Source organism: Acetobacter garciniae (genome assembly GCF_017377735.1).
Taxonomy (GTDB): domain Bacteria; phylum Pseudomonadota; class Alphaproteobacteria; order Acetobacterales; family Acetobacteraceae; genus Acetobacter; species Acetobacter garciniae.
Window position 1 is genome coordinate 774,846 of the sequence record NZ_JAFVMH010000001.1, and the last position, 20,485, is coordinate 795,330.

The 20,485-nt window shown below is 62.4% G+C and carries 16 protein-coding genes and 1 tRNA gene; 7 read left to right on the forward strand and 10 right to left on the reverse strand.

Annotation, left to right across the window (positions count from 1 at the left end):
- Nucleotides 1-5: 5 nt before the first annotated feature.
- Genes coaBC through J2D77_RS03510 form a run of 4 tightly spaced genes read left to right on the forward strand, consistent with a single transcriptional unit; the run spans nucleotide 6 to nucleotide 4,860 of the window.
- Entirely contained in the window at nucleotides 6-1,274 is a 1,269-nt protein-coding gene (coaBC, locus tag J2D77_RS03495) for a bifunctional phosphopantothenoylcysteine decarboxylase/phosphopantothenate--cysteine ligase CoaBC (RefSeq protein WP_207844865.1), read from the forward strand.
- Nucleotides 1,267-1,746, forward strand: a complete 480-nt coding sequence (dut, locus tag J2D77_RS03500) for a dUTP diphosphatase (RefSeq protein ID WP_407927067.1) — start codon at nucleotides 1,267-1,269, stop codon at nucleotides 1,744-1,746. The genes coaBC and dut overlap by 8 nt, the downstream gene beginning before the upstream one ends.
- Nucleotides 1,743-3,494: an ABC transporter permease gene (locus tag J2D77_RS03505; RefSeq protein WP_207844866.1), complete on the forward strand. Its 1,752-nt coding sequence runs from the start codon at nucleotides 1,743-1,745 to the stop codon at nucleotides 3,492-3,494. Before dut ends, J2D77_RS03505 begins: the two co-directional genes overlap by 4 nt.
- A gap of 10 nt (nucleotides 3,495-3,504) precedes the next feature.
- Nucleotides 3,505-4,860 (forward strand): ABC transporter ATP-binding protein, encoded by a 1,356-nt coding sequence (locus J2D77_RS03510; RefSeq protein WP_207844867.1) that lies wholly within the window; start codon nucleotides 3,505-3,507, stop codon nucleotides 4,858-4,860.
- A gap of 163 nt (nucleotides 4,861-5,023) precedes the next feature.
- Here the strand turns inward: J2D77_RS03510 and msrA are convergent, their stop codons facing one another.
- The 5 genes from msrA to J2D77_RS03535 all read right to left on the reverse strand — a co-directional run bounded on the left by msrA (nucleotide 5,024) and on the right by J2D77_RS03535 (nucleotide 11,367).
- Nucleotides 5,024-5,551, reverse strand: coding sequence for a peptide-methionine (S)-S-oxide reductase MsrA (gene msrA, locus J2D77_RS03515; RefSeq protein ID WP_207844868.1), 528 nt, complete (start codon nucleotides 5,549-5,551; stop codon nucleotides 5,024-5,026).
- A gap of 102 nt (nucleotides 5,552-5,653) precedes the next feature.
- Nucleotides 5,654-8,347 (reverse strand): valine--tRNA ligase, encoded by a 2,694-nt coding sequence (locus tag J2D77_RS03520; RefSeq protein ID WP_207844869.1) that lies wholly within the window; start codon nucleotides 8,345-8,347, stop codon nucleotides 5,654-5,656.
- 134 nt (nucleotides 8,348-8,481) lie between these two features.
- The gene (locus J2D77_RS03525) at nucleotides 8,482-9,051 is read right to left on the reverse strand and encodes a DUF2497 domain-containing protein (RefSeq protein ID WP_207844870.1); all 570 of its coding nucleotides are present in this window, start codon (nucleotides 9,049-9,051) and stop codon (nucleotides 8,482-8,484) included.
- 30 nt (nucleotides 9,052-9,081) lie between these two features.
- Nucleotides 9,082-10,521, reverse strand: a complete 1,440-nt coding sequence (locus tag J2D77_RS03530; protein WP_207844871.1) for a TolC family outer membrane protein — start codon at nucleotides 10,519-10,521, stop codon at nucleotides 9,082-9,084.
- A 129-nt stretch (nucleotides 10,522-10,650) separates the two neighbouring features.
- Nucleotides 10,651-11,367 (reverse strand): protein-L-isoaspartate O-methyltransferase family protein, encoded by a 717-nt coding sequence (locus tag J2D77_RS03535; RefSeq protein ID WP_331000164.1) that lies wholly within the window; start codon nucleotides 11,365-11,367, stop codon nucleotides 10,651-10,653.
- Between the two features lie 189 nt (nucleotides 11,368-11,556).
- Between J2D77_RS03535 and J2D77_RS03540 the strand changes: the two genes are divergently transcribed.
- Nucleotides 11,557-11,630: transfer RNA gene (locus J2D77_RS03540), tRNA-Cys, on the forward strand.
- Between the two features lie 45 nt (nucleotides 11,631-11,675).
- Here the strand turns inward: J2D77_RS03540 and J2D77_RS03545 are convergent.
- Nucleotides 11,676-12,584: an AraC family transcriptional regulator gene (locus tag J2D77_RS03545; RefSeq protein WP_207844872.1), complete on the reverse strand. Its 909-nt coding sequence runs from the start codon at nucleotides 12,582-12,584 to the stop codon at nucleotides 11,676-11,678.
- 248 nt (nucleotides 12,585-12,832) lie between these two features.
- Between J2D77_RS03545 and J2D77_RS03550 the strand changes: the two genes are divergently transcribed.
- On the forward strand, nucleotides 12,833-14,221 hold the full coding sequence (locus tag J2D77_RS03550; RefSeq protein ID WP_207844873.1) for an NAD-dependent succinate-semialdehyde dehydrogenase: 1,389 nt from the start codon (nucleotides 12,833-12,835) through the stop codon (nucleotides 14,219-14,221).
- 119 nt (nucleotides 14,222-14,340) lie between these two features.
- On the opposite strand, the gene J2D77_RS03555 is transcribed toward J2D77_RS03550, so the two are convergent.
- The 3 genes from J2D77_RS03555 to J2D77_RS03565 are packed head-to-tail and all read right to left on the reverse strand — an operon-like array spanning nucleotide 14,341 to nucleotide 18,098.
- Nucleotides 14,341-15,135 (reverse strand): IclR family transcriptional regulator, encoded by a 795-nt coding sequence (locus J2D77_RS03555; protein WP_207844874.1) that lies wholly within the window; start codon nucleotides 15,133-15,135, stop codon nucleotides 14,341-14,343.
- A 23-nt stretch (nucleotides 15,136-15,158) separates the two neighbouring features.
- Complete coding sequence (locus J2D77_RS03560) at nucleotides 15,159-16,736, reverse strand: aldehyde dehydrogenase family protein (protein WP_207844875.1); 1,578 nt, start codon at nucleotides 16,734-16,736, stop codon at nucleotides 15,159-15,161.
- A 45-nt stretch (nucleotides 16,737-16,781) separates the two neighbouring features.
- A complete protein-coding gene (locus tag J2D77_RS03565) occupies nucleotides 16,782-18,098 on the reverse strand; it encodes an NAD(P)/FAD-dependent oxidoreductase (protein WP_207844876.1) in 1,317 nt (438 codons plus the stop codon).
- 167 nt (nucleotides 18,099-18,265) lie between these two features.
- On the opposite strand from J2D77_RS03565, the gene J2D77_RS03570 reads away from it, so the two are divergent.
- A complete protein-coding gene (locus tag J2D77_RS03570) occupies nucleotides 18,266-19,582 on the forward strand; it encodes an aspartate aminotransferase family protein (RefSeq protein ID WP_207844877.1) in 1,317 nt (438 codons plus the stop codon).
- 34 nt (nucleotides 19,583-19,616) lie between these two features.
- Here J2D77_RS03570 and J2D77_RS03575 read toward each other — a convergent pair whose 3' ends face one another.
- On the reverse strand, nucleotides 19,617-20,429 hold the full coding sequence (locus J2D77_RS03575; RefSeq protein ID WP_331000051.1) for an SDR family NAD(P)-dependent oxidoreductase: 813 nt from the start codon (nucleotides 20,427-20,429) through the stop codon (nucleotides 19,617-19,619).
- Between the last annotated feature and the right edge of the window lie 56 nt (nucleotides 20,430-20,485).

A 20,485-nucleotide genomic window follows, 5' to 3' on the forward strand; every position in this document is an offset into this window, starting at 1 on the left:
CGCTCATGTCCCGGACCGGACCTGCCCGCTCGGTTCTTCTGGTCATAAGCGGGAGTATCGCCGCTTATAAGGCCCCCGAACTGATCCGCCTGCTGCGTGCCCAAGGCGTGCAGGTTCGCTGTGTCCTGACGCGTGGAGGCGCACAGTTCGTCACACCGCTGACCTTGCAGGCCCTGACCGGGGCCCCCGTGGCCACGGACCTGTTTTCCCTGACCGAGGAGCAGGAAATGGGCCATATCGCCCTTTCCCGCTGGGCGGATCTGGTGCTGGTCTGCCCCGCTTCGGCCAACCTGCTGGCCCGGATGGCCTCCGGCCTGGCCGATGACCTGGCCAGCACCCTGCTTCTGGCGACGGATGCGCCCGTCATGGCGGTGCCCGCCATGAACGTGCGCATGTGGGAGCATGCCGCGACCCGGCATAATGTGGCGACACTGCGTGCCCGGGGCGTGGAGGTAATGGCGCCCGCGACGGGGGATATGGCCTGCGGGGAATTCGGCCCCGGCCGCCTGCCGGAACCGCTCGATATCAGGGATGCGGTGCTGGCGTTTTTCCAGCGCCGGCAGCAGGCAGGCGGCCCGCTGGCCGGTGTGAAGGTGCTGATAACCGCAGGCCCCACGCATGAGCCGATAGACCCCGTGCGTTATCTGGCCAACCGGTCATCGGGCAAGCAGGGTTATGCCATTGCCCAGGCCTGCGCCGATCTGGGTGCGCAGGTCACGCTGGTCAGCGGGCCGGTGGCGCTGCGCCCACCTGCTGGCGTTACTTTTATCGCGTGCGAGAGCGCGTGCGAGATGCGTGACCACGCCATGGCCGCCCTGCCGGTGGATGTGGCGATCTGCGCCGCGGCCGTGGCCGATTGGCGGCCGGACCATGTGGCGGGGCAGAAGATCAAGAAACAGGACAGGACATCCGTGCCGCCACCGCTTGTGCTGGTGCCCAACCCCGATATTCTGGCCGAGCTTTCCGAACCCTCACCCATGCGGCCCCGGCTGGTGATCGGCTTTGCGGCCGAGACACAGGACGTGCACGAGCATGCGCAGGCCAAATGGCGGCGCAAGGGATGCGACTGGATTGTCGCCAACGATGTCAGCCCCGCCACAGGGCATATGGGCGGGGATACCAACCAGGTGCAGGTGATAACCCGGGACGGGGTCGAAGCCTGGCCGGAAATGGACAAGACCGCGCTGGCGGGTGAGCTTGCGCGGCGCGTGGCGGCCTGGCTGGCACGTCACCCCCGCAGGGATAATGTGCAAAATGGAGGAACGCATGGCTGAACAGACAATGCCCGGCACCACGCTCGTGCTGAAAGTCCAGCGTCTGCCCCATGCGCAGGACCTGCCTTTGCCGTCATATGCCACGCAGGGTGCCGCCGGAATGGACCTGCTGGCGGCCGTGGACGCCCCTCTGGTGCTTGAACCCGGGGCCCGGGCGCTGGTGCCCACAGGGCTGCGAATCGCACTGCCCGCGGGGTATGAACTTCAGGTAAGGCCGCGTTCGGGCCTTGCCCTCAAGCACGGCATTGTCCTGCCGAACGCGCCGGGCACCATTGACGAGGATTACCGCGGCGAACTTGGGATCATCATCATGAATGCCGGGGCCGAGCCCTTTGTCATCGAACGCGGCATGCGGATGGCCCAGGGCGTTCTGGCCCCCGTGCTGCGCGCGATGTGGGAAGAATGCGACACGCTGGACGAGACAGCCCGCGGGGCGGGAGGGTTCGGCAGTACGGGAACCCGCGTGTCATGAACTATTCGCAGCTAGGTTTTTCGTCACAGCCGAACCTGCTTTCCTCCATCACGCAACGCTACCTCAACCGGGTGGACGTTCTTCTTCTTGTCTGTGTCGCGGCCCTTGCAATCGGGGTGGGTACGGCGGTGCGCCACATGCTGGGCCCACTGGTACCCGTTGCGGCCACACCTGTGCACCTGGAATTTCGCTACCTGCCGGGTTACGCGCTGCGCACGACCCTGCGCATGTTCGCGGCCCTCGCCCTCTCGCTTGTTTTTACGTTTGGCTACGCAACGCTTGCGGCCCGCAGCCGCCGGGCCAGGCAGTTGCTGCTGCCCTTGCTGGACGTGCTCCAATCCGTTCCCATACTGGGGTTCCTGACCTTTACGGTCACGTTTTTCCTGGGCCTGTTCCCCGGCCGCGTGCTTGGGGGCGAGCTTGCGGCCATTTTCACCATTTTCACCAGCCAGGCCTGGAACATGACGCTGGGCATGTATCAGAGCCTGCGCTCCGTTCCCGCCGATCTTGAGGAAACGGCCCGTTGCTTCGGGCTGACATCGTGGCAGAAGTTCTGGCGGCTGGAGGTACCCTGCGCTGTTCCTTCGCTGGTGTGGAATGCCATGATCTCTATGGCCGGCGGGTGGTTCATGGTCGTGTATTCCGAAAGCATAACGGTCGGGAATACGGATGTGGTGCTACCCGGTGTGGGCTCCTATGTCGGGGTGGCGATCGAGCAGCAGAACATCGCGGCGGTGGGGGCGGCCATTGTCGCCATGATGGTGGTGATCCTCATTTACGACCAGGTGCTGTTCCGCCCCCTGGCTGCGTGGGCCGCGCGTTTTCGCCTGGGCACGGGTGCGGGCGGCGTGCAGGCCAGTGAACCATGGTTCCTGCGCCTGGTGCGGCGCACGCGCCTGCTCAGCGCGCTGGGTGGCGTGCTGCTGCTGGGCCTGCGCAAGATAAGCTACCTGCCACTGGGCTCCAGGAACGGCTCTGTCGTGGCCCCGGCCCCCGCTTCGGCCGGCCGGGGTGAGTGGCTGTGGCGGATCGGCATTGGCGCGATCTTTATGGTCGCGTTCTACCAGGTCTGGGTTTACGGGCGCGACACCTATACGCTGGGCCAGATAGAGCATGTGTTTACGCTGGGCGGCTTTACCCTGCTGCGGGTTATCAGCATGCTGGTGCTGGCATCCCTGATCTGGGTTCCGCTTGGCGTGTGGTTCGGGCTGAACCCGGCCCGGGCGCGTGCAGCACAACTGGCGGCGCAGTATTGCGCGGCCTTTCCCGCCAATCTGTTCTTTCCGGTTTTCGTGGTGGGGATCGTCCATTTTCACCTCACCCCCGATATCTGGCTGACCCCGCTGATGATCCTTGGCGCGCAGTGGTATATCCTGTTCAACGTCATTGCCGGAACGTCGTCCTTTCCGGTCGAACTGCTTGAGGTCTGCCGCGATCTCAACGTCAAGGGCTGGTTCTGGTGGCGGCGTGTTCTGCTGCCGGGTATCATGCCGTATTATCTGGTGGGTGCCATCGCCGCCAGCGGCGGGGCCTGGAACGCTGCAATTGCCTCGGAAATGGCGGAATGGGGCAGCACGACCCTGACCGCGCACGGCCTGGGGGCCTATATTGCCCAGGCCACGCAAAAGGGCGATATGAGCGAGGTCGGTCTGGGAACAGCCACGATGTGCGTGCTTGTCATGCTGCTGAACACGCTGTTCTGGCGGCCTTTTTCCGATTATGCGGCGCGCCGCCTCAAACTGAACTGACCTGATCGCCATGGCATTTTCATCTCATTCCGGTCCGGTCTCGCCCCCTGGCACCGTGCTGGCCGAAGCAAGGCATATCCGCCAGTTCTATCACAAGGATAGTGCGGCGGATGTGCAGGTGCTCGACGATGTCAATCTCTCGCTCCATGTGGGGGAAATCGTCGGGCTTCTAGGCCGCTCGGGTTCCGGCAAGTCCACCCTGCTGCGGATCATGGCGGGGCTGTTGCCCCCCACATCGGGCGAGGTTCTGTGGAAGGGCAAGCCCTTGCATGGGCCTGCGCAGGATATTGCCGTCGTTTTCCAGTCCTTCGCATTGTTCCCGTGGATGACGGTGGAAGAAAACGTGGCCTTGGGGCTGGATGCGCGTGGCGTGCCCGCCGCCGAGCGTGACGTGCTGGTGGAAGACGCCATCAACCTGATCGGCCTTGGGGGCTATGAAAACGCCTGGCCCAAGGAGCTTTCGGGCGGCATGCAGCAGCGTGTCGGGCTGGCGCGCGCGCTTGTGGTCAAGCCCGCCCTGCTGCTGATGGACGAGCCCTTTTCCGCGCTGGATGTCCTGACAGCCGAAAACCTGCGCACAGACCTGATCGAACTTTGGTCCGAACAGAAGCTGCCGGTCCAGAGCATGCTGATCGTGACCCACAATATCGAGGAAGCGGTGCTGATGTGTGATCGCATCGTGATCGCATCCTCCAATCCGGGGCGCATCGCGCATGTGCTGTCCGTGCCGTTCGCCCACCCCCGCAACCGCGAAGACCAGGCTTTCCGGCAACTGGTGGACCATATCTACGCGCTGATGACCCAACGCGCCCCCATTGTTTCGGAGGCAACACTGGTCAACAGCGGGGCGAACGGGGCCCCCGTCGCCCCTGCTTTCCGCGCGCTGGTGCCGGTGTCCATCACCATGCTGATCGGCATGATGGAGGCCCTTGCCGCCCCACCCCTGAACGGCCGGGCCGACTTGCCGGTACTTGCGGAAAAACTGCAGCTTGAACTGGACGATCTGTTCCCGCTGGGGGAATCCCTTGAGCTTCTGGGCCTTGCGGAACTGGAGGACGGGGACATCCTGCTGACCGATGACGGGGTGCATTTCGTCCTTAGCGACCTGGACGAACGCAAGGCCATGATGCGGCATGCCCTGCTTCATCATGTCTCACTGGTGAAGATGATTTGCGCTGCCCTGGACGAACGCTCAAGCCATACCGTGCGGGCCGAGCGCTTTCGCGAGGAGCTTGAAGCCTCCATGTCACCCGATTACGCGCAGCAGACCTTGCAGACCATTATCGGCTGGGCGCGCTTTGCCGAACTGTTCGATTATGATGAGGAAGGCGACCGGTTTTTCCTCGAAGACACGACGTCCGAATGACGCAAGCCCCCTAAAAGCAATCCTTTGAGAAAAAAGATAAAAGTTTCTGGTGAAGCTTTTTCAAAAAGCTTCAAGGACTGTCGACCTTTTTGAAAAAAGGTGACACGCAAAAACTCTCACGAATTTGCGGCCCATTTCGCAGGTCAGGTTCTGAAAGAATCGTTCAGTCGAAATACCGGGCGAATTCGGCGCGGACCTTGGCGACTTTGGGGCTTATGACCACCTGGCAGTAACCCGCGCCCGGATGGCGGGTGTAATAGTCGTGGTGCGTTTCATCCGCGGGCCAGAATACCGGCAACGCCGTAATTTCGGTAACTGGTGGGCGGCCCCACAGGTTCGTGCGGGTTATCTCGGCCTTGACCGCAAGTGCTGTCTGGCGTTGCTGTTCGCTGGTGTAAAAAATGACCGAACGATACTGCGTGCCGATATCGTTCCCCTGCCGGTTGAGCGTGGTGGGGTCATGCATCACGAAAAAGACCCGCAGAATGTCCTCGTAGCTGAGGATGGACGGATCGTATTGCAGTTCTATGACTTCGGCATGGCCTGTCTCACCCGTGCAGACCTGCTTGTAGCTTGGGTGCTCGACATGCCCGCCCGCATAACCGGGCAGAACCGAATGAATACCGCGCATGCCGCGATAGACAGCCTCAAGGCACCAGAAGCACCCACCACCAAGAACGGCCGTTTCCATGCTGTCCTCCCCTGCCCTTTGCGCGCCAATGGAGTATGCCGCGACTATACCGCCGGGGCGAAAAGGGTACCTGCCCCTTGGCGGGACAGGTACCATAACACGTCAGCCGATCCGTGCGAGCGCTGCCTTGAGCCTTAGGCATTCACCGCTCTGGCTTTCCAGCCGATCGCGCATTTCCTGCACGACTTCGGGCTTGGCGCGGCTGACGAAGTTTTCATTCCCGAGTTTTTTCTCGGTCTTGGCCGCTTCGTTCTGCGCCTTGGCCAGTTCTTTCTCAAGCCGCTCGCGCTCGGCCTTCAGGTCGATCAACCCGGCCAGTGGCAGGATGGCCGTTGTTTCATCCACCACGGCCTGGGCCGCACCCTGGGGCACATCACCCACCAGCGGGCCGATTGTCTCGATCCGGGCCATGCGGCAAAGCGAATCCTGCCAGCGCTGCACGCGCTCAAGGGTCTGGGTGCTGGCATCCTTGAGCAGGACCGGCACCAGCCGTGACGGCGGGATGTTCATTTCCGAACGGACCGTGCGGATTTCGCTGATCAGGCGGATCATCTGGTCGCATTCCGCGCAGGCTTCAGCGCTGTCGGTTACGCTCACGGGCTGCGGCCAGGGCGCGTCGATCAGGCTGCCTTCGGCCCCGAAGTCGAAGGCATGCCATAGCGTATCTGTCACGAATGGCACCACGGGTTGCAGCAGGCGCAGGATGGTGCCCAGCACATGGGCCGCCACGGCGCGGATTTCCGCCGCCTCGGCCGCATTATCCGACGTGAAGACAGGCTTTGCGAATTCAAGGAACCAGTCGCAAAAACGGTTCCACACAAAGCGGTAGCAGCTTTGGGCGTATTCGTCGAAACGGTAGGATTCCAGTGCCCTGGTCGCTTCCGCAATGGCAGTGTTAGCTTCGGCCAGGATCCAGCGGCCCAGGGCCGAACGCACAGTCTGCGGATCGAACCCGGCTTGCGGCTTCACGCCGTTCATTTCGCAGAAGCGCGCTGCATTCCACAGCTTGGTCATGAAAGCGCGATAGTCTTCAACCCGCTTGCGGCCCAGCTTGACGTCACGTCCGATGCCGGTCAGCGCGCAGATGGTAAAGCGCATGGCGTCCGCACCGTATTCCTCGATCAATTCGAGCGGATCGATGCCGTTGCCCTTGCTCTTGGACATTTTCTGCCCGTGCTCGTCACGCACCAGGCCGTGGATAAACACGTGGCGGAACGGTACATCCCCCATGAAATGCTGGCCCATCATCATCATCCGCGCGACCCAGAAGAAGATGATGTCAAAACCCGTGACCAGCACATCGGTCGGGTAGTAGCGTTCCAGTTCAGGCGTCCTGTCCGGCCAGCCCAGTGTGGAAAACGGCCACAGCCCGGAAGAGAACCAGGTATCCAGCACGTCTTCATCCTGGCGCAGCGGCTGGGTGGTGCCGTAGTGCTTTACCGCCTGGGCCTGTGCGTCGGCTTCGTCACGGGCGACAAAAACATGCTCGTCCGGCCCGTACCAGGCGGGAATGCGGTGCCCCCACCAGAGCTGGCGCGAAATGCACCAGGGCTGGATGTCGCGCATCCACGCGAAAAACGTGTTCTCCCACTGCTTGGGCACGAAGGCGGTGCGGCCAGATGTCACGGCGTCCATCGCGGGGCCGGCCAGCTTGCCTGCGTCGCAATACCACTGCGTGGTCAGGCGCGGTTCGATAACTGCTCCGCCGCGGTCGGCATGGGGAACCTGGTGGCGATGGGGCTCGATTTTTTCCAGCCAGCCGGTTTCTTCCAGGTGGCTGACAATGGCCTTTCGGGCCTCCTCACGCGACAGGCCAGCCAGGCCGCGCACGAAGGCGGGGTCGGCCAGCCCGTCCACCGCGTTCAGTTCGCCCTCGATTTCCTCAAGCGTGATATGGGCGCGATCGTCCAGCACGCTGAGCATGGGCAGGTCATGGCGGCGGCCGACTTCAAAGTCGTTGAAGTCATGCGCGGGCGTGATCTTGACCGCACCTGTTCCCTTTTCCGGGTCAGAATAGGTGTCGGCCACGATCGGGATCAGACGGCCGGTCAGCGGCAGGCGCACGAACTGGCCGATCAGCGCGGTATAGCGTTCATCTTCGGGGTGAACGGCCACGGCCGTGTCGCCCAGCATGGTTTCGGGCCGGGTGGTGGCGACGGTTAGGGTGGTGCCGGGCTGGCCTTCGACGGGATAGCGAATGTACCACAATGACCCCGCGACATCCTTGCTTTCCACCTCCAGGTCCGAAATGGCGGAGCGGAACACCGGGTCCCAGTTCACAAGGCGACGGTCGCGATAGATCAGCCCTTCGCTGTAAAGGCTGACGAACACTTCCCGCACGGCGCGGGAGAGACCTTCATCCATGGTGAAGCGTTCGCGCGGCCAGTCGAGTGATGCGCCAAGCCTGCGCAACTGGCGCGTAATGCCCCCGCCCGATTCTTCCTTCCACTGCCAGACCCGTTCCACAAAGGCGTCGCGCCCCATGGCCTGCCGGGTCTTGGCCCCTTCGGGCAAGGTACGTTCAACCACCATCTGGGTGGCGATTCCCGCGTGGTCGGTGCCGGGTTGCCACAGGGTGTCGTAGCCCTGCATGCGTTTCCAGCGGATCAGCGTGTCCTGCAAGGTCATGGTCAGCGCATGGCCCATATGCAGCGTGCCCGTGACGTTGGGTGGCGGGATCATGATGGTGAACGGCTTTTTGCCGCTTTGCGGATTGGCGGAAAAAGCCTTCCGGCTTTCCCACAGATCGTACAGCCGCTGTTCTGTCTGTGCGGGGTCAAAAGTCTTGTTCAGCATCTCAATCCAACCATACCACGTCAAAAAAGGCGGCAGGCATAGATTGCCTCCGCCTTGCAGAGCTTTTCACCGCATAGCGGGCGCGCCAGCCTGCCCTGTCCGTACTGCTACGGCAGGCTGATGTCCCGTATCGCTTACATATTGCGCTGTGTCAGACGCTCGACTTCCTTGCGGACAGCCGCCTGCACAATGCTGGCAAGATGCGCATCGAGCCATTTCTTGAGGAAAACGCGCACTTCCTGGCGCACGATGTCTTCAACAGTCAGAGACCCTTCATGCGTGATAGCCACTTTTCTCTCCTCATGCTCCCTGAGATATTTGTCCTGCAATGTTTTCTGGAGGACTGCAAATGAATTTGCGGTATCGGACACCGTTTCGTCATTCAACGGAATGGGCAGCGGACCAGACATCGTATTTTCAGCTTTCTTGCTAAGTTCGATCTGCCTGAGATCGGTCACGGACAGTATTGCGTCATCATGGTCCACGGCAGCGGGCTGCACAAGAGAGGGAGCGGCGTTATCCGCGCCTTCGGACTCCATCATGGATGGGGACAAAAGCAGGATGTCGTCATCGTCATCCTCGGTATCGGGCACCTGCTCGGCCGTGCCGTGCACCGGCTGGTCGGGCTGCGCCGAACGGCCGGGGGGTGCGATACCGCCTGTTGTCTTGTCAGCCTCTTCCGACGGGTCCTGAGACGACGCCATAAAAACATCCCTGCCAGTTCTGGTTCATTGCTACCGACCAGGCTGGTTGAGCGCGTGATCGCTCAACCCCCACAAGCGATCCTTTACCGCGTTATAGTATGCCTTGTCATCATAAAGGGGAACATTCAGCTTCAGGTCGGTTGCGGTCAGCCGCCCGATGGCGGCGGCCACGCTGTAGGACGACAGCACCATGTTGCTCAGGTTCTGCACCAGCGCGACCTGGGCCATCAGCAACGTGGCCTGTTGCTGGAGCACTTCCAGCGTCGTGCTCGTGCCCACGATAGCCTGGCGTTCGACACCGTCCAGCGCCACGATCCCGGCCTTGATGGCGGCGCGGTTGCTGCCGATGGCAGCCTGGTAGGACCGCAGTTTCTGCCAGTTGGAAACCGCATTCTGCGCCGCGGTCCTGCGCTGGACGTCCACCTCCCTGTGCGAGGCTTCCATCTGCTGCTTGGCCTGGCGGACGGCTGCGTATTCCGACCCTCCCTGATAGAGGGGGATATTGAAGTTGATGGTGGCGTATTTGTTTTCATCCACCTGGTTGGCCAGGCTCTGGTTGACCATGTGCTGGTAACCCAGGGTTGCGTTCACCTTGGGCAGGATGGCCGCCATCGCGACACCCACCGCATCTTTTTGCGAGGCTTCCGTGAACAGGGCGTTGATCACGTCGGGGTTGTTCTTGACGGCCATGGCGGCGGCGGATTGCGGGTCCTTGACCGGCAGGACAAGTGGCTGGGGCGGCACCAGGTTGGGGGGTGGGGCCATGCCCACGGTCTGCATGTAGGTGGCCTGCGCGGTTTGCAGGGTGCCTTCCTGTTCCTGGCGGGTGGCCGTGGCCGTGGCATAGGCGGATTCCGCCTGGGCGACGTCGGTGCGGGTGATTTCACCTACATGGAAGCGTTCGTTGGTGGCGCGCAGCTGCTGTTCGAGCACGCGTTCGTTGTTGATGTCGAGTTGCAGAAGCTGCTCGTTCTCGATCACGCCCACATAGGCGTTGACCACCTGCATGAACACCTGCTGCTCGACCGAGATCAGGTGGGCCCGCGCGGCCATGACCCGGTTGACCGCCTGATGCGTGGCCGAAGTGGTCTTTCCACCCGTATAAAGGGGCTGGGTCAGGCCAACGCCCGCATTATACCCCGTGGTATCGTAACGTCGCATATAGGCGGATGCGGGGTTGTCGGGCGTGCCCTCGTAGTTGTTGAAGCCCTTGAAATAGGTCAGGCCGACACTGCTGGTAATGGTGGGCCGCCAGCCTGCAAGGGCTGTGGGCACCTGCTCATCCGTCGCGCGCAGGCTGGCGCGGGCTTCCTGCAAGGTGGGGTTGGTCAGGTACGCGGCTGACAGGGCTTCTTGCAACGTGTGGGGAATGAAGGCGGGTGAACCGCTGCCATCATATTTCTGCGGCCACGCCGCCGTGCCGTACAGGAGCATTGCAAGACCTGCCCCTGTTCCGCAAATACGCCGCATCTCGCTCTCCCGCTTCTGTGACCGTACTGCTGCCCGGCAACGCTCATGCCATTAAAGCATGGCAATGACTACCAATTTGTAACCCCGCCACCGGCATGGCGGGGTTACGGCTGGCAGCAGGGCCCAAGCCTACAGGGAAAACTGCGGTTGCGGGCAAAGCCCCGGCAGAAGCGGGCTCTGGGCCTTGGACAGATAGGCGAACGCATACCGCGCGCCCTCTTGCGTCGCGGTCAGTGTCGCGCGGAAGATTTCGGGAATATCCCCGGTTTTCTGGATAAGGCCGACAAGACGCCCACCGGGCTTGAGCTGCTTTTGGCAGAAATCCGGAACGGCCCCCACGCAGCCATCGAAATAGATCAGGTCGTACGGTCCGTTCGCGGGCAGGCCCGTGTTCAGCGGGCCAACGCTCCATTGCACTGCCAGGGCATTGGCCTTGCAGAAGGCCTGGCCCATGGCGGCAAGCTGTTCGTCACATTCCAGGGCAGAGACCACGAGCCCGAGACGCGCCAGCACGCCAGCGCTATACCCGGTCGCCGCCCCCACGACCAGGGCATGTTCGCCCGGCAGGGGGTTGGCCGCCTGTGCAAGCCGGGCGGTCAGCAGCGGCTGTGCGAGAACACGCCCGGGTGCGAGAGGCAGGCTGACATCGGCATAGGCCGCGGCACGCTGGGCGGGCTGCACGCATTCTTCGCGTGGGAGAGCCCGCATGGCCTTGAGAATTCCCGGATTGCTGATTTCTGAAGGACGGAGTTGATCGTCCACCATCAGGTTGCGGGCTTCTGCCCACATATCGTGCCCGGTCTGGGACATGTCTGTCGGTACCTCGGCTGCTGCATGGACTGTCACGTAGCTCAACCCTCTCCTGGCTTTCGGGCCCGGCGCGCCCTTGTGGTCATGTTATCCGTTCGGGCGTGCCTCTTCCAGCCGGGGATACCGGCCGCACCACGCCTGTGTGACATATCGATTTGAAAATCGCACGACACAACGTCTTGACCAATGCCATGGAACGGGAGATAAGGCACCCAACTGCACCATGGTCCGGTGGCAGAATGGTGATGCAGCGGACTGCAAATCCGCGTATGTGGGTTCGATTCCCGCCCGGACCTCCATTTTCTACCCAGAAAATGACGCCGCAGCCCACGCCCCTTCCCTGTTCAGGCTGCTTCTTCTTCCATGTCCCGCGTTGCGCGCCGGTGCTGTGTATCCTGCGCGGGCGGGCGGCCGAACATACGGCGGTATTCCCGGCTGAACTGCGACGGGCTTTCATACCCCACGGCAAAACCGGCTTCGGCGGCGTCTATCTTTTCGCTGACCATGCGGCGGCGGGCTTCCTGCAGGCGTAGCTGCGTGCGGTATTGCAGCGGGCTCATGTTGGTGGCGGCCCGGAAATGCCTGTGGAAGGTGGACAGGCTCATCCCCGCGATACCCGCCACGGTCGCGATTTCGAACGGGTCCGCAAAATGCAGCGTGATCCAGTGGATGGCCCGGTTGATCTGCGACAGCGCGCTGCCAGCGGTAGCAATCTGCCTGAGCGCGCAGCCCTGGTCACCTTGCAACAGCCTGTACAGAAGTTCGCGCATGATCATGGGCTTGAGGATGGGAATATCCTCCGGCGTATCCAGAAGCCGCATCAGCCGCAGCAGTGGGTCGGTGATATTGGCGTTCAGGGGGCTCAGCCCCATGCCCATGATACAGGCCTGGTTGGGGTCCACCTGCCGGTCGTTGACCACCAGCAATAATTCGGCAATCTGGGCAGGGTCTACGCTCAGGCACAGCGCCAGGTAAGGCTTTTCGGGGGTGGCCTGGGTAATGCAGCCCGCCACGGGCAGGTCCACCGCCGTGACCAGATAATGGCTGGCATCGTAATCGAAGACCTTGTCGCGCAGCATGACCTGCTGGCGCCCCTGCACGATAACGTAAATCCGGGGTTCGAAAACGAAAACAAGCGGTTCGCTGACGGCATCGGCCCGGTAGAGTGTCAATTCCCTGATGGCGGTTGCCTGCATGGGCTGAAGGCAATGGCGCGCCACAAGGGTCTGAAGCTGGGCCAGATGGTCTGTCATGTCTTTCCTGAACGGGTGGTTGGGCGGGCCGCCACATCAGGGCATTTTGCAACACGCCCCCGGCCTTCTGGCCAGCCTTTCAGAAAAGGCAGGATAAGGCAAGGTATGAGGGCACCTGGCGGTAATATGGAGGGGGAAGGTCGGCCCATGTGTGAGAGGATAAGGCAAGAACTGGGCAGAATTGCTCTATCGGCTTTTTGCTGGCTGCCGCATTGTAAGTTCGATTTTTAACGAGGAGTTCCCCTTTTATGGCTTACGCCACAACCAATCCTTATACCGGAGAAACACTCAAGGTTTTTGACAACGCGACCGACCAGCAGGTGCAGGCCGCACTGGACGGGGCCTATGCCGCGTTTGTGGACTGGCGCGAAACCTCCTTCGCGCAGCGTGCGAAGGTGATGACCGCAGCCGCCACCATCCTGCGCGACAATCTTGATCATTATGCGCGCATCCTGACGCTGGAAATGGGCAAACTGCTTTCGGAAGCGAAAGCCGAGGTCATTCTTTCGGCCGAGATTTTTGAATATTACGCCGAACACGCCGAACGCCTTTTGGCCCCCGAAGCCCTGCCGGTCAAAAACCCCGAGGAAGGCCGCGCCATGCTGGTGCATGAGCCCCAGGGGATCGTGCTGGCGATCGAGCCGTGGAATTTTCCGTACTACCAGATTGCCCGCATCATCGCCCCCCAGCTTTCCGCCGGGAACACGGTGCTGCTCAAGCATGCCTCCAACGTGCCGCAAAGTGCCGCTGCCTTTGACGACCTGATGGTCAAGGCCGGCCTGCCTGATGGCGCGTTCCGCAATCTCTACCTGGCACGCCACCATACCGAAACGGTGCTGAACGATACGCGCGTATGCGGGGTGGCCCTGACCGGTTCCGAAGGTGCGGGTGCGATCGTGGCATCGGTCGCGGGCAAGGCCCTGAAAAAGGCGACGATGGAACTGGGTGGTTCGGACGCGTTTATCGTGCTCGACGACGCGGATCTGGAAAAAGCCGTGAAATGGGCCGTTTTCGGCCGTCACTGGAATTCCGGGCAGGTCTGCGTTTCGGCCAAGCGCCTGATTGTGGCCGATGCGATCTATGACCAGTTCGTGGCGCTTTACAAGAAAGGCGTGGCCGAACTGCGCGCGGGCGACCCGCTGGCGCCTGAAACCACGCTGGCCCCCCTTTCCTCGCAGAAAGCAGCTGACGACCTGGCTGCACAGGTGGAACAGGCCCGTGAACTTGGTGCCGTGGTCGAGGTGATCGGCGCACCCGTTCCCGAGAAGGGCGCGTTCTTCCGGCCGCTGCTGATGACCAACCTGGAGAACAACCCTGCCCGCCATTGGGAGTTCTTTGGCCCCGTAACGCAGCTATACCGCGCCAAGGACGAAAACGACGCGGTGCGTATTGCCAACGATTCACCTTACGGCCTGGGTGGTTCGGTCTTTACGCGCAACACCGAACGCGGCGTGGCCGTGGCGCGGCGTATCTATACGGGCATGGTGTTCGTCAACCACCCCACCATGGTCAAGGCCGACCTGCCGTTTGGCGGTGTGGCACGTTCGGGCTACGGCCGTGAACTGATCGGCCTGGGGATCAAGGAGTTCGTGAACCACAAGCTGATCGACGTGGTGGATATCGACGCGCCGTTCTGATCGGTTTCGCTCCATCCTGTGCAGCCTGCCCCAGTGCGGGCTGCATGGTCCAAAAAAGCCCGGCCATTGCAGGTCGGGCTTTTTTCGTTAGCGCAGGATGCAGGCTTTTGCGGCGCTGGCTACTGCCGGGCGGCCCCGGCCGCAAGGGCTACGGCAATACGCTGCGCGCCGATCCTGAGGATATGTTCGTAATCCGCCCGTTTCTCGCCCAGCACAGAAGCCACCCCACCCGTAAGTGCAAGGCTGAAGATTACCCCCACCTCTGGCAGGTGAACGGGACAGGCCAGCCCGCCAAAGCCCTGGTAGTCTTCACCGTCGCATACGGCCACCGCACCGTTCTTGATGGCGGCGAACTGCGCGAACAGGTCTTCGACATCCGTTATGGTTTTATCGGTCAGGCGTGGCAGCGGGTATGGCAGGATACGCCGGACAAGGGCCGGGTCCTGGAACGCCAGGATGGCCTTGGCGGATGATGCCGAATGAATCGTGAGATACCGGCCCGGAACCACATACCCGCTTGATGGATTGTCGGGCGTGACCATGGCGACCGAACGGATTTTAAGGTCATCGAACCTGGCGATATAGCAGGTCTGCCCCGTCTGTTCGGCAATGTCGGCCAGCACGCTGCGCGTGACGTTTTCGACCCAGTCCGCCCCGGCACTGGTGTAGAGCAGGCGCCGCATCCTGGCCCCTGTCACGTAAAGCTGCGGGGCGGTTGGATGGCAGTCCAGCAGGCGGCTCTCGGTCAGTCCCCGCAGCAGGCGATGGACCGTGGGCTTGGGCAGGTCCACGATATCGGCAATCTGCCCGAGCCCGATACCGGAAGGAAAGGCCGAGACAACCTCAAGAATGCGAAAATAACGCTCCAGCGGCTTTTCATCGCTCTTGATGGTCTGAACGGGCGTATCTGGCATTGTCTGTGTGGTACCCTACCCTGTCATTCCAGCACGGTGCGGGACTGCTCACGCATGAACTGCGGCAGGTAATGCGGGCCCAGCCCCCCTTTAAGGGTCACGCCCGATCCCTTCCAGCCACAGAAACTCTGCACACCCGGCCAGGCCCCCGTTGTCGCCCCGCTGGGGCGGTTGGCGTAGAGGGCTCCGGCTTCCGCCGTGTTCAGAAAATACTCAAGCTCCGCTGCGTCTTCGGTATAGATACCCGCCGCCAGCCCGTAGAGCACGTCATTTCCTTCTGCTATGGCCTCTTCAAGGCTGGTAACGCTGCGCAGGGCCAGCAGTGGCAGGAACTGTTCCTCCTTGGTCAGGACATGGCCCTTGTCCACCTGCACCAGGGTCGGTTCGAAATACTGCCCGCCTTTCAGTTCGGCAGGCACCGTTGCGCGCTTGCCGCCGAACAGAACGGCTCCCTGTGCGTGGGCGGCTTCCAGCGCGTGGGTCATGCGGTGGGCTGCGGCTTCGTTATAGACCGGTCCCAGAAATGTCTCGCGCTTTTCGGGGTTGCCTATGACAAGGCCTGCGGTATAGGCGCGCAGGCGTTCGACAAACTCGTCCCTGACCGTCTCGTCCACATACACGACGGAACACGCACTGCATTTCTGCCCCTGCAGGCCGAAAGCAGAGCGTGCGACACCCTGTGCTGCTTTGGCCAGGTCGGCGTTTTTGCTGACATAGGCCGGGTTTTTCCCGCCCATTTCGGCAATGACCGGCCGGGCATAGGGGCCGGCATTGATCAGGCGCATGATATGCATGCCCGTCCGGTAAGACCCCGTGAACGCCACGCCGGCAATACCGGGATGTTCGACCAGTGCCGCCCCGGTTTCGTTCCCGCCGACCACAAGGTTGACAACACCGGGTGGCACGCCTGCCTCGGCCAATGTGTCCATGACGATCCGTGCTGTCAGCGAACAGCCTTCTGATGGCTTCATGACCACGGTATTGCCCGTCACCAGGGCCCCCGCACTCATGCCGATCAAGAGGGCGGCAGGGTAATTGAACGGCGACACCACGCCGAACACGCCCAGCGGGCGCAGGATGCTGACCGTACTTTCATGCGGGAAAACACGGTTCAGCGGCGTCACATAGCCATTGTGCCGCTCCATTTCGTCGCAATAATAGCAGACCATGTCGAAGACCTCGTCCGCCTCCCCCAGGGCTTCGACACGTGATTTGCCGACTTCGAACAGGGCAGCCAGGGCAAGATCGTATTTGCGCGCATACAGGATCTTCGCCCATGCGCGCAGGAGTTCGATACGGCCCTGCCAGCCCATGGCGGCCCAGGCCGGGAACGCGGCCTGGGCGGCTCCCACTGCGCGGTCCACCGCCTGATCGGATGCGGCGAAAAAGGAGCCCAGTTCGGTAACACCATCGATGGGGCTGCAAACGGCAAAGGGCGTGCCCGCGGTATCGTCCTTGCCGCCGATGCTGTTGGCATGGGTGCGGCCCAGCACGCTGGCCTTGAAGTCCGGCAGTCTTGCATCCAGAAAATCATGCAGCGGGGTCAGGTCCACGCCGGTATTGGCATAGGTGACACGGGGAAGGTGCGCGGTAGCGGACATGATTGCTCCTGTCAGGGGGGATTTGTTCCAGGGGGCTTGGGGTGTTTACGCGGCAATGGCGCCTGATGGCGTGCGGGCGTCCAGGCCTTGCCAGTAGCGTGTGACAAGCGGGACGAACCACGGTCGGCCATTATAGAAGGGCATGGACCGGAAAGACTTGTCAGCGAACAGGCTTGCGGCTTCCCTGCGGCCCAGCACGGCCTGGCCTATCTTGGTGCCCAGATATGTCCCCATGGGGACACCCACGAAGCAATAACCGGCGGCAAAATAAATACCGTCATGGCAGCCCATATGCGGGAACAGGTCGAAGGTTGCGGCACATTTGCCGGTCCAGACCGTGTCAAGCTCCGCCTGGGCCAGCGAGGGTATGAGGGTGCCCAGCATCCTTTGCAGGTGTCGGCCCTTGTCGGGCAGGTTCGCTAGGGCTGAGCCTGTGAGGCCGCCGAACAAAACGCGCGTGCCATCGGGCGACGGGCGGACGAACAGCGCATTATGGTTGGAATCGATCGTGACTTTGCCGCCAGGTATGGCGCGGGCCATGGCTTCGGGCGACAGGGGCCCCGTTGCGATCATGAACGCATCGAAGGGGATAAGCCGCCTGTCCAGCCAGGGCAGGAGGCCATGCGTATAGCCGTTCGTGCCGATGACGACATCGCGGCAGGTGATCTCCCCCCGGCTTGTCCGCACGCGAAAGGCGCCCTGCTGCCCGCTTATGGACAGCACGGGCGTGTTGTCCACGAACGCCACCCCCGCGCGCCGGGCGGCGGCTAGCAGCCCCGCATGGTACAGCCCCGGATGCAGCCCGCCCAGCCCATGGACAATGGCCCCGCCGACATATTTATCCGTTCCCAGTTCGCGCGTGACATTCGAGCGCGATACGGGTGTGAACGCAAATCCCATATGCTTGCGCTGGGTATCGAGATCGCTGAGCAACGCCGCCAGATGCGCTTCGGACGCACAGGGCAGGAAACGGCCATTGGTGTTCATGAAGCAGGCAATATTTTCCTCGGCGATCCGGCGTTCGACGGCGCGTACCGAGGCATCAAGTTCCCCGAAGAGTTGCAGCGCATAGGCCAGGCCGAATTTCTTTTCGACCGTGCCGAAGCCGTGCTTGAAGGACCGGCTGACAAAGCCCGCATTGCGTGTGCTGGCCCCGAACCCCAGGGCCTGGGCTTCCACCACCACGACGGAGCGGCCCCCACGCGCGATTTCCAGCGCGGCGTTCAGCCCCGTCAGGCCCGAGCCGACGATAACCGCATCCACAGCAGTGGGCGGTGCCTCCCGGCTGGGGACAGGCCGGGGTGCTGCCTGCCACCAATAGGGGGCGTCGGGCGGGGCTGGTGCTGGGTTCGTGGGTGCCATGGCGTCTTTTCGTTCCGAAAACCGGAATTGAATGTCTATTTCAAAATCAGGCTAATTCGCCAAAAATGCCCATGTCAACGAAATTTTGTTTCGGAATCGTTCAAAAAATCGGATAGTGGTTTACAGGAATTTCTAAAGTCATACCGATAATCGGAAGCGGAGCGATCATGCTGTACCCCTCACCCGCCTCGGTGTCCCGGGCCCTGTACGAACGGGCCACGCAGTTCCTGCCCGGCGGCAACACACGCACGACAGTCTATATGAAACCCTACCCCATCTACGTCGCGCGCGGGGCCGGTAGTCGCATATGGGATGTGGACGGCGATGAGAGAATTGACTGCATCAATAACTTCACCGCCCAGATTCACGGTCACGCGCATCCCGTCATCAACGAAGCGGTGCGCAAGCAGCTTGAGCTTGGAACCTGCTTCGGCCTGCCGACCGAGGCCGAGATCGACCTTGCGGAACTGCTATGCGGGCGCGTGCGCTCGGTCCAGGCGATGCGCTTCACCAATTCCGGCACGGAAGCGGTCATGATGGCCATGAAGGCCGCCCGCGCTTTTACCGGCCGCCCCAAGATCGCGAAGGTGGAAGGCGCCTATCACGGCTCCTATGACTATGCCGAAGTCAGCCTGGACCCAAGCCCCGCCAACTGGGGCGCCGACCCTTCGTCCATTCCCTATGCGCAGGGAACGCCCCAGACCGTGCTGCAGGACGTGGTGGTGCTGCCCTTCAACAACCCCGAAGCCGCGCGCCGTCTGGTTCTGGCACACCGGGACACACTTGCTGCCATCGTCGTGGACCCCATGCCCAACCGGGCCGGTCTTGTGCCTGCCAGTGCCGAATACATCCAGGCCCTGCGTGCCGTGGCGGATGAGATCGGCGCGTTGCTGATCTTTGATGAGGTCATCAGCTTCCGGCTTGGCCATGGGGGCGCGCAGCCCCTATGGGGGGTAGAGGCCGACCTGACCACCTTTGGCAAGATTATCGGCGGTGGTTTTCCGGTGGGGGCCGTGGGTGGCCGGCGCGATGTCATGGCCGTATTCGATCCGTCGGGCGGCAAGCCGGTTCTGCCGCATGGGGGCACGTTCTCGGCCAATCCTGTCTCGATGCGCGCGGGGATTGCCGCCCTCCAACTCCTTGATCATGCAGCTTTTACGCGGCTGGCGGCCATGGGCGATCGCCTTCGGGCAGGCATTAATGCAGCCTTTGCCCGGCACGGGGTGGAAGGTCAGGCCGTGGGGATGGGGTCGTTGCTGAAAGTCCACCTTACCGCACGTGAGGTTGTCGATTATCGCACCGCCCTGCCCCACCCGGCCGAGGCCCATGCCCTCGCCACTTTCATGCTCGGCCTGCTCAATCGCGGCGTATTCGCGGCCAGCTACGGCCTTATGGCGCTTTCCACCCCCATGACGGAGGCGGATATCGACCACGTGATCGGTGCTGCCGATGAGGCAATCGGCGATGTCGCCAGATCACGCTGAAGCTGGCTGCGTGGGGTGCGAACCGGCCTCGCAGTCAGGCCCGGTCTTTCTGCCCCACGGCCAGCTTGAGCAGAATACGCTCGCGCAGCCTGCCCGGCACCAGCCGGACCAGCACCTCCAGCACCTTGAAAGGCCACGGAAAGGTATAGTCGCGCTGTTTTCTGGCAATGGCCCGGGCAATGCGGCGGGCCGCACCTTTGGCCGAAACAAGGAACGGCCTGGGCCCTTCCAGCCGCTGGCTCATGGGGGTGTCGACAAAACCGGGGGCGATCAGCGTTACGAACACCCCATGCTGCCGCCAGGACAGTCCGGCCGCCTTGGCAAAAAAAGCCAGGCCGGATTTCGAACTGCTGTAGGACGCGGCAAAAGGCAGTTCGTAAGACCCCGCGACCGAGCCGATCAGTGCAATCTGTCCCCCGCCCCGCTTGATCATGCCACGGGCGGCGGCGGTGGCCAGGGCTATGGGCGTTGCGTAATTGACCAGCGCCAGGCCAAGCACCTTGCCCGGGTCTTCGGTCATGTCGTCCGGTCCCTGAATATCCGACAGGCCCGCGCCCAGAATGACCAGGTCCAGCGCGTGGGCGGCATCGTCCTCCTCAAAGGCGGCAAGGGCTGCGTCCCCGTCGCGCAGGTCGATCTGTCGGGTAAAGACCTTCGCACCACGGGTGGTGCTGCGTGCGGCGATATCGGCCAGGCGCTGGGGATTCCGGCCCCACAGGACAAGCGTTCTGCCGGGTGCGGCGTAATGGTAGGCCAGTTCCGCGCCAATGCCCCCTGTAGCCCCTGTAATCAGGATCGCACGTGCGATTGGGGCTCTGCCTGTCGGGGCAACCGTGTCAGACGTCACATTTTTTCCCTTTCCCATTGAGGCGGAATAAGGCATCACCCCTGAAGTTCGCAGGT